Annotated in this window: 6 protein-coding genes and 2 pseudogenes; 4 read left to right on the top strand and 4 right to left on the bottom strand. The window is 49.6% G+C overall.

Annotation, left to right across the window (positions count from 1 at the left end):
- Nucleotides 1-63: 63 nt before the first annotated feature.
- Entirely contained in the window at nucleotides 64-1,716 is a 1,653-nt protein-coding gene (mqo, locus tag KQP84_RS24375; RefSeq protein ID WP_215848645.1) for a malate dehydrogenase (quinone), read from the bottom strand.
- 274 nt (nucleotides 1,717-1,990) lie between these two features.
- Here mqo and KQP84_RS24370 point away from each other — a divergent pair, with 274 nt between their 5' ends.
- Together KQP84_RS24370 and dcuR are read left to right on the top strand one after the other, a co-directional pair.
- The gene (locus tag KQP84_RS24370; RefSeq protein WP_243079184.1) at nucleotides 1,991-3,622 is read left to right on the top strand and encodes a sensor histidine kinase; all 1,632 of its coding nucleotides are present in this window, start codon (nucleotides 1,991-1,993) and stop codon (nucleotides 3,620-3,622) included.
- A complete protein-coding gene (dcuR, locus tag KQP84_RS24365) occupies nucleotides 3,619-4,338 on the top strand; it encodes a two-component system response regulator DcuR (protein WP_215848644.1) in 720 nt (239 codons plus the stop codon). The genes KQP84_RS24370 and dcuR overlap by 4 nt, the downstream gene beginning before the upstream one ends.
- Here the strand turns inward: dcuR and KQP84_RS24360 are convergent.
- A complete protein-coding gene (locus KQP84_RS24360) occupies nucleotides 4,319-5,299 on the bottom strand; it encodes an FAD:protein FMN transferase (RefSeq protein ID WP_215848643.1) in 981 nt (326 codons plus the stop codon). The genes dcuR and KQP84_RS24360 overlap by 20 nt on opposite strands.
- A gap of 62 nt (nucleotides 5,300-5,361) precedes the next feature.
- Nucleotides 5,362-8,139 (bottom strand): flavocytochrome c, encoded by a 2,778-nt coding sequence (locus tag KQP84_RS24355; RefSeq protein ID WP_215848642.1) that lies wholly within the window; start codon nucleotides 8,137-8,139, stop codon nucleotides 5,362-5,364.
- A gap of 599 nt (nucleotides 8,140-8,738) precedes the next feature.
- Here KQP84_RS24355 and KQP84_RS24350 point away from each other — a divergent pair.
- Both KQP84_RS24350 and fumA read left to right on the top strand, forming a co-directional pair.
- Nucleotides 8,739-10,249, top strand: a pseudogene (locus KQP84_RS24350) (anion permease).
- Between the two features lie 173 nt (nucleotides 10,250-10,422).
- Nucleotides 10,423-12,068: pseudogene (gene fumA, locus KQP84_RS24345) on the top strand (class I fumarate hydratase FumA).
- Between the two features lie 107 nt (nucleotides 12,069-12,175).
- Here fumA and KQP84_RS24340 read toward each other — a convergent pair.
- Nucleotides 12,176-13,138 (bottom strand): LysR family transcriptional regulator, encoded by a 963-nt coding sequence (locus KQP84_RS24340; protein ID WP_215848640.1) that lies wholly within the window; start codon nucleotides 13,136-13,138, stop codon nucleotides 12,176-12,178.
- Between the last annotated feature and the right edge of the window lie 152 nt (nucleotides 13,139-13,290).

The following is a 13,290-nucleotide window of genomic DNA, read 5'->3' as shown; positions in this document are numbered from 1 at the left end:
TAATTCGCGGCATCAGCAATGATTTATCATCCGCGTATCCGCATCATTAATTTTTACGCGAGATTACAGCGCCATGTCGTGTTGCGCGTCTGCCGCTTTATGCTCAGTGGCTGGTGCAGCTGGCGCGTCCGCGGTTTTGCCCGTCATGTTAATCACCGGCGGTTTGGTCAGTTGCAGCGTTGCTGCGGTGTCATCCCAAACGCTTTGCGCCAATGCCGCATCGTCGTTCAGCTTTTTGCCGTAGCTCGGCACAAACTTGTGCACTTTTTCCTGCCACTCTGGCGTTTTAAACTGTTCTGGGAACAGTTTCTGAACCACACTCAGGGCGATCGGTGCTGCAGTTGATGCACCCGGTGATGCACCCAACAGTGCCGCAACGGTTTTCTGCTGATCGGTCACAATTTCGGTGCCCAATTTCAGCACGCCGCCTTTGTCTGCATCTTTCTTGATGATCTGTACGCGTTGACCCGCCTGGATCAGTTTCCAGTCTTCTTTCTTAGCGTTTGGATAGTACTCTTTCAGCGCCTCGAAACGATCTTCTTCGCTCAGCATTACCTGACCAACCAGATATTTGACCAGGTCAAAGTTATCCAGGCCCACGTGCGTCATTGGCACGACGTTTTTGGTAGTGGTCGTGCTTAACAGATCAAACAGCGAACCATTTTTCAGGAACTTGGTTGAGAAGGTCGCAAACGGCCCAAACAGCACAACCTTTTTGCCATCCAGGAAACGTGAGTCCAGATGCGGAACAGACATCGGTGGCGCACCTACAGAAGCCTGACCATACACTTTTTGGTTGTGGCGGTTAGCCAATACTGGGTTTTCTGTTACCAGGAATGAACCACCGACCGGGAAGCCCGCATAGTTATCCGCTTCAGGAATACCGGTTTTTTGCAGCAGCTTCAGTGCACCGCCACCTGCGCCGATGAAGACATATTTCGCATCAACCTCACGCTCTTCACCGCTCTTGCCATCTTTGATGGTGACATGCCAGGAATTGTCGCCGTTGCGTTTGAAGTCGGTAACTTCAGAAGAGGTTTCCAACTTGAAGTTTTCATTCTTCTTCAGGCTACCGATCAGCTGACGGGTGATTTCACCGTAGTTGACGTCGGTACCTACCGGCGTCCAGGTTGCGGCCACTTTTTGTTGCGGATCGCGGCCTTCCATAATCAGCGGAGACCATTGCGCGATCTGCTTATGGTCAGTAGAGAATTTCATGCCCTGGAACAGCACAGTTTTCTGCAGTGCTTCATAGCGTTTGCTCAGGAATTCAACGTTATCACCCCAAACAAAACTCATGTGTGGCGTTGAGTTGATGAAAGAGTGTGGATTTTTCAACACACCGCTTTTCACCTGCGCAGTCCAGAATTGACGAGAAATCATAAACGCTTCGTTAATTTCCAGCGCTTTGCTGACGTCGATTGAACCGTCTGCACGCTCTGGCGTGTAGTTCAGTTCCATGTTCGCTGAGTGGCCGGTACCTGCATTGTTCCAGCCATTAGACGATTCCAGCGCAACACCGTCGAGTTTCTCAACCATGATCTGTTTCCAGTCTGGTTGCAGCTCTTCAAGCCAGGTGCCTAATGATGCACTCATGATGCCGCCGCCAATTAACAGGACATCGGTTTTTTCTGGTGTGGTTGCAGCTTGCGTGGCAGATGTCACTAATAAAGCCAAAAGGGAAAGCGAAGGAAGTACTTTTGTTGATTTAATCATTACGGTCTGCAATTTAACGGTTGTGGTTAAAAAAAGTCCGCGAAGTTTAAAATATTGTTACTTATTAGTTGATTTGTTTTTAGTTAATTAATTAAAAAACAATGCCACTTATTTATTTAGTTACAAAATAATGTACGCTGTAATGCGTCACTTTCTTTGGTTAAGACGAGTCTTATCCCTGTTAAGCTGCAACGCAAGCCTATACTGATGAAGGTTCATCGCGTATGTTTCACAACGTTAAAATGAACTCACCCTTTTACTTTGAAGCATTGCCATGAACCCCTCTTTGCCGCGTAAACCGGGACGTAAACGTCCAATGAAACTTAGCACCCTGACCACGCTAATGATGGTGGCAGTGATCTTTACGGTGCTGCTTAGCGTTCATCTGCTCTATTTTATTCAGATAGATAATTTCACCCGCTCCCACGTCAAAGATAAAGCGCTGGCCGTTGCGCGCACCTTAGCTGACGATCCTCAAATCCAGCGAGGGTTAACACTATCTGCTGACCAGAGCATGATTCAACCTATCGCCAAAGCCGTACAAAAGCGCAACGATTTATTGTTTGTGGTGGTGACTGACATGAACGGCATTCGCCATTCGCACCCCAACACAGCCTTAATTAATCAGCGTTTTAAGGGCGCTGATTTGCTACCCGCCTTGGGCGGTCATGAAAATATCTCGGTCAATCACGGCACGCTGGTTGAGGCATTACGCGTTTTTACGCCCGTCTTTAACGCGCAGCATCAGCAAATTGGCGTGGTGGCGATCGGTATATCGCTTAGCGATGTGTCGGCGCAGATCTCTAAAAGTCGTTGGAATATCTTCTGGACCATTTTGCTTGGCGCTTCGGTGGGATTACTTGGCGTACTCATTCTTGTCAGGCGACTGAAAGGTATTTTGCTGGGTCTGGAGCCTCATGAGATTTCCAGCTTGTTTGAGCAGCGTCAGGCGATTCTCGATTCGATCAAAGAAGGCGTGATTGCCGTTGATGAACAGGCGCGCGTTACGTTGATCAATCAGGCCGCGCAGCAATTGCTACGTGAAACAGCCATTGAAGCCCCGCTTAGCGGCGATCGCGTGCCCGAAAACTCCCTGATGCTGAATCATTTGCGAGACGCGCTGCATGGCGGCAAAGCCTGGCACGATGAAGAGTTGAACGTGCGGGGTCGGATCATGATCAGCAATACCGTGCCGGTTCGTAGCCGTGACCGCATTATTGGCGCGGTGTGTACCTTCCGTGACAAGACCGAAATCAGCCAGCTGATGCAGCGTCTGGACGGCATGGTAAACTATGTCGATGCGCTGCGGGAACGCTCCCACGAATTTATGAATAAGCTGCATGTTATTCTTGGCCTGCTGCATATGAAAAATTATGCGCAGATGGAAGCGTACATTTTAAAAACCGCGAATAATTATCAAACGGAGATTGGTTCGCTGCTACAACGCATCAAATCACCGGTCATTGCTGGCTTTCTGTTAAGTAAAATAAATCGGGCCTCGGATCAGGGACATCGTTTGATGCTCAGCGATGCCAGTTATCTGCCTGACAGCGGCAGTGAACAGCAGGTAGCGGTATTGATTACTGTTATCGGGAATTTGATCGAGAATGCGCTCGAAGCGTTGGATCAACAACAGGAAGGTGAGATACACCTGCTGTTGCATTACCAGCGTGGTTGGTTGTCGTGTGAAGTGAGTGATGATGGGCCGGGCATCCCGGCTGAGATTGAAACCGCTATTTTCGAGAAAGGGTTCTCCTCAAAAGGCGATGATCGTGGCGTGGGCCTGTTTCTGGTTAAACAGCAAACAGAGAGCCTTGGCGGGAATATCAGCGTCGAATCAGAACCGGGCGTGTATACCCAATTTTTTGTACAACTCCCGTGGGATAAAGGAAATAAAGTTTCATGATCAATGTGTTAGTGGTTGACGATGATGCGATGGTCGCAGAGCTGAATCGCTGCTATATCGGCCAGGTTGCAGGGTTTACTTGCTGTGGAACCGCGTCGACCTTACAACAAGCGAAAGATCGATTAATGCAAACCGATCCACCCGTGGATCTCATCCTGCTGGATATTTATATGCAGCAGGAAAACGGTCTGGATCTGCTGCCAGAATTGCGCAGCTCTCAGCGCCCGGTTGATGTCATTATTATCTCTTCAGCGGCCGATGCAGCGACCATTAAAACATCGCTGAACTATGGCGTGGTGGATTATCTGATAAAACCGTTTCAGTTTTCGCGCTTTGAAGAAGCGTTAACCAACTGGCGGCAAAAACGTGTGCAGATGGACAACCAACACTATTATCAGCAAGCAGAGCTGGATCAGCTGATTCATGGTAATCCTCCCGCCACCAACGAACAAAAGCGCTTGCCCAAAGGGCTTACGCCGCAAACGCTTCGCACGTTATGTCAGTGGATTGATGCGCATCCCGGAACGGAATTTTCCACCGATGAGCTGGCAACGGAAGTCAATATCTCGCGCGTATCTTGTCGTAAATACCTGATCTGGCTTGCTGAAATAAATATTCTGTTTACCACTATTCATTACGGTGCCACCGGCAGGCCGGTTTATCGCTATCGTCTGCAAGCGGAATATCACTCTTTACTCAAGCATTATTGTCAGTAAAACAGCTCAACTGATATTGATGATCCAGCAACTCAAAATTGAAGTGGCGTTGTGATGAGCAGATAACGCGCTGATCACGGGTGACGAAAATGGCTTCTATGTCAGCGTGTTCGGCAAGATACGCGATGCCCTTTTCGACACCCATGCCATACAACAGCGTGGTATAGATATCGCCATCAATTGAACGATCAGAGATTATGGTCACGCTCAGTAATTCATTGTTCAGCGGATAGCCCGTTTTAGCATCCAGAATGTGATGATAAATTTGGTCATTAACCTGGAAATAGCGCTCATACACGCCTGACGTCACCACTGATTTATTCACTACTGTGATCACACCAATCAACGCATCGGTTGCGGCAAAAGGCTTTTTGAGGCCAATCGCCCAACCTTGTTGATCAGCAGGCTCGCCCAAGGTTTGTACGTTGCCGCCCAGATTAATCAATCCGCGCGTAACGCCTTGCTGGCGCAGAAAGCCCTGCACGCAATCGGCAATATAGCCTTTTGCAATCGCGCCAAGATCAATCTCCATTCCCTCTTTCGCTAAAAATACGGAATGCGTTGATTCATCCATTATCACGTCATGCGGATCACAGCGCGTCAGACAAGCCGACAGTTCGCTTTCTGGCGGTACACTGTTGCCCTGAAAACCAATCCTCCAACATTTTACTACTGGGCCGATGGTGAAGTTAAAAATGCTGCCGGGTAGCAAGCTGACTGCTTTGGCACAGCGAATCAGCTCGAAAACACGCGGGTTAACCTGAACCGGATGCTGACCTGCAGCCAGATTGATATTCATCACTTCCGAGGGCGTGCGGTTTACCGTAAGCAGATTTTCCTGATGCTTGATTAAACGGAAAACATCTCTGGCCAGGGTTTCATTATGATCGAAGAGTTTGAGCTGAATGGGCGAGCCCATTAATACAGCGGAGTAAGCATAGACTGCGTCGCTTGTTGACATGATCGCCTCTGCTTAAGCGTTGAAAAGCGCTGTGCCCATGTTGTCATGGGCACAGCTGGCGTTTAACGTCGGGCGAAAGCCGCAGCGTTACGTCCCGCCAGAATACCGAAAATGATAATATCTGCCACCGCGTTACCGCCAATGCGGTTAGCACCGTGGATACCACCGACCACTTCACCCGCAGCCCAGGCACCGTTGATCACCTGTTTTTGGCTGTCGAGTACGGCGGTATCAGGATTGATCGTCACGCCGCCCATTGTGTGATGCACACCCGGTGCAATGCGAATTGCATAGAACGGGCCTTCATTCAGCGGATGGCGCAGCGCAGTAGTACGGTTGAAGTCTTCATCTTTCTGCTTAATCACAAACTGATTGTAGCGATCCAGCGTCGCTTTTAAGGCGTTTTGATCCATATTCAGCTTCACCGCCAGCTCTTGCACAGTTGGCGCGCTGTTCACGAATCCTTTGGCAATGTATTCGTCAGCGGCTTTATTGTTTTGACGAACCTGTTCATCAAAGATAATCCAGGCACTTTTTTCCGGTAACGCGATGATCTCTGCAGAGACTTTGTCACGCGTTTCCATCTCATTGAAGAAGCGTTGCCCCGCCTGACTGACTAAGATGGCCCCGCCGCCACGAATAGACTCAGAAATCAGATAAGACGTGGTCTGCTCAACGGTGGGGTGTATTTGGATTTCGCCCATGTCCACGGTATCTGCACCGATGCGTTGCAACATAGCAATACCGCTGCCGGTGGCGCCTTTATGGTTCGTTGTAACAAAGCCATCCAGCTCAGGACGATACTGAACCACCATTTCGCGGTTTGCGCTGAACCCGCCCGTCGCCACAATCACGCTTTTCGCATACAGGATACGGCTGTCGTTATACTCATCAACAACCTTCACCCCAGCAACCGCGCCGTTTTCATACAGGATTTCAGCGACTGACGTTTCTAACAACACCTCAATGTTACGTTTATTAATGTTTTTCACTAATCCGCTGATCAAGAAGCCACCCACCGCAGAGCGGTCAGCTGGACGGTGCGTACGGTCAATACTCATACCGCCTGTGATGGTGATATCGTTCAGTTCGATGCCGTGATCAGCTAACCAGTCAATCGCTTCAGGGGCCAGTTCAACAAATTCTCTTAACAACACCGGATTGTTTTTGAATTTGCCGCCTTTAAGGGTTTCTTCATAGAACAGCTCTTTGCTGTCTTCAATGCCCCTGAGTTTCTGATAACGGGTTTCCGCTGCGTTCATGCCAACGGATGCTTTGATGGTGTTGCCCCCGATGGTAGGCATTTTTTCAATAATGACGACGCGCGCGCCTTCATCACACGCCTGAATCGCCGCAGCCAGACCTGCACCCCCGCTGCCGACAATCACCACATCATAGTTTTGTGGTGCCGCAGGATTACCGCCCTCCTCAATCACGTGCTCTTTGCTGGAGGTGGCCATGGCGCGAGAAACCGCTTTTTTCAACGCTTCACTTTGCGTAGTTGCTCCGGTGATGGCATCCACATGTGGGCTGTTTGCCACCAACATGCGGGTACGCAAGCTTTCAAAAGTGGTGGTGAAATCAACATCCAGCGAATCATCAGGCACCAGCGAAATATCGGTAATACGGTCGGTATCCAGCGTGACGTTGATTTTCAGCTTCAGCGCTTCCGCCTCAACTTTTTCCTGATAAACGCCCGCTTTGTATTTGCGACCGCTGTCGCTGACATCACGAATCATCGCGTCCACCAGCGAGAAGCGCCACAGCGGCTCAGGAATGTTCAGTGCCTCGCGCTGGGTGCTGTCGATGTAAAGTTCAAGCTGCTCATTATTGATAATGCGGTCAGCCCAGTTGGGATAGGCGATGCAGGCTTTACCCACCGCGACCAAATCAAAACCGTGTTCCAGCGCAGACTCCGCATCCGCTTTGTTCAACACGCCGCCGACACCGATCACCGGCACTTTCGCCAGCGTTTCTGAACGCATGGCGCGGAACTTGGTGATCAACGGTGTAGGGTCGCTGGTATCAACAATGGAAGGTCGCAGCAGTTGTCCGACAGAGAAATGCACATAATCCAGCCCGCGCGCCGCCAGTTTCTCCAGCAAATACATCGTGTCGTCAAAACGAATACCGGGCACTTCAAGCTCTTCTGGCGAGAATCGATAGCCAATGATGAAACCTTTGTGCGCGAAGCGGTCTGCCATTTTGTGAGTAATGTCGAGTACTTCCAGCGGAAAGCGGGCGCGATTATCGCGACTGCCGCCCCACTTGTCATCACGCTGGTTGGAGTTTGGCGAGTAGAATTGCTGGATGAGATAAGTATTTGCGCCGTGAATTTCTACGCCATCAAATCCGGCCTTGATGGCGCGGTTAACGGCATCACCAAATTTGGTGATCATCACGTCGACTTCTTCTGCTGTTAACGCTTGTGGCGTCGTAGCCCCTTCACGCGGTGCAGCGATGGCGCTTGGCGCTACCGGCTTTTTGCCGCCGATCAGCTCGGGTTCGACCATGCGGCCGCCGTGGTAAATCTGCAAAATGGCGAGTGAACCTTCCGATTTGATCGCGTCAGCAATGCGCTTTAATCCAGGTATTTTGTTGTCGCTATCAATGCCGATAGCGCCGGGAAACGCAGGGCCTTTGGTGTCAATAAAACAGCATTCAACGATCACGGTACCAATGCTGCCTGCGCGGCAACGATAATACTCCACTAATTCGCTGGTGACGGTTCCATCATAAAAACCGGTGCAGGTCGTCATGGGTGCCATGACAAGACGATTTTTAAGCACGGCACCGTTTGGCAACGTAAGAGGATTGAGGATCGGGGTGAGCGTATTCATTTATGATCGACTCCAAAAATTAAAAAACCTTGAATTCTTTTGCGGACGCTATTTCTCAAAGAATAAAGTGGTCCGATGTCATGCTGTAAATATACCAATTTCTTTAGCTATATAATCGATAAATTTAGTTTTTTAACTTTTTAATTATTTGGAGTTAATTATTGCTTCTTTGCAAAAATAATATTTTACTTAATTGTTAACCATAGGTTGACAAAAATCAACCTTTCATTTACAATTTAAATATATATTTATAAAACAATAAGTTATAAATAAGTAAGACCATACAAAAATAAAGTTTCTGGCTAATCTCAGCCTGCAATAGATTTAATGCATCTAAAATTCACGTTATAAAGAATGAAGCCTGTTAAAAAAGAAAACGTCATTAATTATTTCTTGATCTAGATCAAAATCATTAATTATATAAATCGCAAAATATTCTCATCCACCCAATAAACAGCTTCACAGCAATTGGGAAATAAAAAATGAAATACTTCACCTGTCGCGATTAAACCGCTAAATAATCAGAAAAGAAACTAAAGTAAATGTTAGCGAACTATCGTGGCGTAAACCGCATCCTTATCAACTTGTAGACCAAAACTATGAAACCACTATCAACGATGAGTGAACCCCCAAAAGCGGCACCTGCTGCAACCGGGCAAAAAAACGCTATATCATGTTGTTTCTTCCTGTCTTAGTCGCTGTTCTGTTACTCCTCGTTCCGGTCCCTGCGGGACTTGAACCTCACGCCTGGCATTTCTTTGCTATTTTCGTGGGCGTCATTATCGGTTTGATCTTTGAACCGCTGCCCGGCGCGGTCATTGGGTTAACCGGTGTGGTGGTCATCGCCCTGTTTAGCCAATGGCTGCTGTTTAGTCCGGCGGAACTGGCTGATCCGACATTCAAAACGGCAACGCAAGCCTTTAAGTGGGCAGTCAGCGGATTCGGCAACTCAACCGTCTGGCTGATCTTCGGTGCCTTTATGTTCGCTGCAGGTTATGACAAAACGCAGTTTGGTCGTCGGCTGGCGTTGATTTTAGTGAAGTATCTGGGACGTCGCAGCCTGACATTGGGTTATGCGATTACCTTCGCTGACCTGCTGCTCGCACCGTTTACGCCGTCTAATACCGCACGCAGCGGCGGCACTATCTATCCCATTATCGCTAACCTTCCTCCACTTTACGGCTCTAAACCCAACGACCCAAGCGCCCGTAAAATTGGCTCTTACCTGATGTGGGTTGCTATCACTGCCGCATGTATCACCAGCTCTATGTTCTTATCTGCCTTAGCCCCTAACCTGCTGGCGCTGGCGCTGGTAAAAAGCATCATTGGATTTGAAATCTCTTGGGGAACCTGGTTCCTGGCCTTCCTGCCGCTGGGTATCTTGCTGATTTTAACCATGCCTTTACTGGCGTACTTGTTCTATCCACCAGAAGTCAAAATCAACGATGAAGTACCGCGCTGGGCCAGCAGTGAACTGGAAAAACTGGGTCGTCTGTCACGCAACGAAATTCTGTTACTGATCTTCGTCGTTTGCGCACTGCTGATGTGGATTTTCGCAACAGCATGGATTGAACCGGCTATGGCTGCGCTGCTGGTGGTAGTACTGATGCTGTGGACCGGCGTCCTGAACTGGAACGATATCACCAGTAACAAACCGGCCTGGAACACCTTTGCCTGGTTTGCCACGCTGGTCGCGTTAGCGGATGGTTTAGCACGCGTTGGATTTATCGCCTGGCTGGGTAAAGAAGGTGGGCATTTGCTGAGCGGCTTCGACCCACAAGTCGCGGCGGTAATGCTCATGATCGCCTTCTTCTTACTGCACTACCTGTTCGCCAGCACCACTGCACATACCACCGCGTTGTTACCTGCCATGTTGACCATCGCGGCCTCAATTCCAGGTATCAACATGCCCGTCTTCTGTTTGATGATGGTTACGTCGTTGGGTGTGATGGGCATTATTACCCCATACGGCACCGGCCCAAGCCCGATTTATTACGGTAGCGGCTACCTGCCAACCAAAGATTACTGGCGCCTGGGCACTATTTTCGGTGCCATCTTCCTGGCCGCCATGATGCTGATTGGTTATCCATGGATGGTGTGGATGTTCTAAAAGCGCGATACAAAAGCGTGTAGATCAACGGCTTGTATTATACCATTCCAACACTTGCCAGCCCGTCATCTCCTCGGCGGCTGGCAAGATAATAAAAGATTTCATTCTGCCAATGGTGTTGTTTCTTCTGCGACAAGAGAGAACGAAGCAGCAGATCATTAAGTGAGCATAAAATGTCGAATAAGCCTTTCTATTATCAGAACCCTTTTCCACTTACCCATGAAGAAACTGAATACTATCTGCTGAGCAGCGATCACGTTTCAGTTGCCGAATTTGATGGTCAGGATGTATTGAAAGTTGATCCTCAGGCGCTGACGCTGCTGGCCCAACACGCGTTCCATGACGCCTCCTTTATGTTGCGTCCTGCGCATCAGCAGCAAGTTGCCTCAATCCTGCATGACCCGGAAGCCAGCGAAAACGATAAATATGTGGCGCTGCAGTTTTTGAAAAATGCTGAGATCGCCGCCAAAGGTATTCTGCCCACCTGTCAGGACACCGGCACCGCGATCATCATGGGCAAAAAGGTCAACGCGTCTGGACCGGCGGTGGCGATGAAGCCGCGCTGTCGCAGGGCGTTTACAACACATTTATTGAAGACAACCTGCGCTATTCACAGAATGCTGCGTTGGATATGTATAAAGAAGTGAATACCGGCACCAACCTGCCCGCGCAGATTGATCTCTACAGCGTGGATGGCGATGAGTATAAATTCCTTTGTATTGCAAAAGGTGGCGGTTCGGCCAACAAAACGTATCTCTATCAAGAAACCAAAGCGCTGCTTGCTCCGGGCAAGCTGACAAATTATCTGGTCGAAAAAATGCGCTCGCTGGGCACCGCAGCCTGCCCGCCTTATCACATTGCGTTTGTGATTGGCGGCACTTCTGCTGAAAGTACCCTCAAAACCGTGAAACTGGCCTCAACGCATTACTACGATTCTCTGCCCACTGAAGGTAATGAGCACGGCCAGGCATTCCGTGACGTGCAGCTTGAGCAGGAATTACTGGAAGCGGCGCAAGGTCTTGGTTTAGGCGCGCAGTTTGGCGGCAAATATTTTGCTCACGATATTCGCGTGGTGCGTTTGCCGCGTCATGGCGCATCCTGCCCGATTGGCATGGGCGTATCCTGCTCTGCCGACCGTAATATCAAAGCGAAGATTAACCGCGACGGTATCTGGATTGAAAAACTCGAAGACAATCCCGGCCAATATATTCCCGCAGAACTGCGTCAGAAAGGCGAAGGCAATGTGGTTAACGTTGACCTCAATCGTCCGATGAATGAGATTCTGGCCCAGCTTTCTGAATACCCGGTTTCTACCCGCGTCTCGCTGACCGGCACCATCATCGTGGCGCGTGACATTGCTCATGCCAAGTTAAAAGAGCGTATCGATAACGGTGAAGGTTTACCACAATACATCAAGGATCATCCGGTCTATTACGCGGGTCCAGCCAAAACGCCAGAAGGCTATGCTTCAGGTTCGCTTGGCCCAACAACCGCAGGTCGCATGGACTCCTACGTTGACCTGCTTCAGGCGCATGGCGGTAGCAAAGTGATGCTGGCAAAAGGCAATCGCAGCCAACAAGTGACGGATGCGTGTCATAAGCACGGCGGCTTTTACTTAGGCAGTATTGGTGGCCCCGCAGCGGTGTTGGCTCAACAAAGTATTAAAAGCCTGGAATGCGTTGAATATGCAGAACTGGGAATGGAAGCAATTTGGAAAATTGAGGTGGAAAACTTCCCTGCCTTTATTCTGGTCGATGATAAAGGCAATGATTTCTTCCAACACATTGAGCGTAATCTGTGTGCGAAATGCGTTAAGTGAAGGAATGAAGCCGATGCCGTCTAAACGTCACCTTTGACGGCAGACGGCACAGCCTGAATTGCTAAAAAGGTCTGAGTCCAACTCAGACCTTTTTTATTTCTTCCTGATCATTCATCGCTATTGAGCCATCTCATGACCCGAGGGTGTTCAGCCGCAGTCAGACGCTGAAAAGCGGGCAGCAGCGCTGCAGCGGCATCTTCCAGGGCACCAATCAAGGCTTGCGCTGCGACCGGCAGCTGTCGATTTTGCTGCGTGATAACGCCAAAGAAATAGGGAATATCCTCTTCCAGCGGAACAATCGTGACGCCTTCCAGCGGAATCCCCCACGCCGTTACCGGTTCAAGAATCGCCACGCCCAGCCCGGCGCGAACGCAGGCAAGAATATTGGCCGACGAATTGGTTTCAATCATTTCATGAGGCGCAACCTTGAGTTTTTTCAGCGCCTTTTCGAAACGGCCTCGCAAACGTAGCGGATTCAAGGGTGCAATGAGACGACGTCCTGCCAGGCAAGTCAGCGTAAGCTGCGGCTCTTTCGCTAAAGGATCATCGTGACGTAACGCAACCACACAGCGCGACTGCCCAATCCAGTGTAAATCCATCGCATGGTGTTCCAGCGGCAGGCTGCAAAGGCCGATATCCGCTTCGCCCGTAATCACCGCGTGCGCCGTTTGCTCGGCAGATTCGCTAATAATCTGCACTTTGTTTTGCAGATCCAATGTTGCCAACGCTTGGGGCAGCAGCCCGGCGGCCAAGGCAGGTGTCGCAGCAATACTCAACGGGCGATGCTGTTGATGACCAATTTCTTCCGCACGTAGCCGAATTTGTTGCAGTGATTGCAGCGCTTTTTGCACATATTGATGCAGTTGCAACGCTTCTTCACTGGGGTGAATACGCGGTCCATTACGGATAAAGAGCAGATATCCCAGCGACTGTTCCAGCTCTTTAATCAAGCGCGTAACAGCAGGTTGAGAGCGGTTTAACGCTTTGGCCGCAGCCGTGACGCTGCCGGTAGAAATCACTGCGGCAAAGGCTTCCAGCTGTTTCAAATCCAAATCATGTAACGTTGTCATTCAGAAAACATGTCCTGGCGAAAAGAATTCACGGCAATCATAGGGTAAACCATCATTTTTGTAGAAATCCTGCGACGACCCTTACCGCTTGATGGCGAAAGAAAGTGAGTTTACCGCTGAAAGCGTCACAGCCCGACACCTGCCGGGCTGTA

Origin of the sequence: Candidatus Pantoea bituminis (assembly GCF_018842675.1) — a bacterium.
GTDB lineage: Bacteria > Pseudomonadota > Gammaproteobacteria > Enterobacterales > Enterobacteriaceae > Pantoea > Pantoea phytostimulans.
The sequence above is the reverse complement of the archived record's forward strand: the minus strand, read 5'-3'. Positions and strand labels throughout refer to the sequence as shown.

Bases quoted from the DNA above. Each gene is read 5' to 3' on its own strand.
- mqo (WP_215848645.1), bottom strand. From the start codon at position 1,716: ATGATTAAATCAACAAAAGTACTTCCTTCGCTTTCCCTTTTGGCTTTA.
- KQP84_RS24370 (WP_243079184.1), top strand. From the start codon at position 1,991: ATGAACCCCTCTTTGCCGCGTAAACCGGGACGTAAACGTCCAATGAAA.
- dcuR (WP_215848644.1), top strand. From the start codon at position 3,619: ATGATCAATGTGTTAGTGGTTGACGATGATGCGATGGTCGCAGAGCTG.
- KQP84_RS24360 (WP_215848643.1), bottom strand. From the start codon at position 5,299: ATGTCAACAAGCGACGCAGTCTATGCTTACTCCGCTGTATTAATGGGC.
- KQP84_RS24355 (WP_215848642.1), bottom strand. From the start codon at position 8,139: ATGAATACGCTCACCCCGATCCTCAATCCTCTTACGTTGCCAAACGGT.
- KQP84_RS24340 (WP_215848640.1), bottom strand. From the start codon at position 13,138: ATGACAACGTTACATGATTTGGATTTGAAACAGCTGGAAGCCTTTGCC.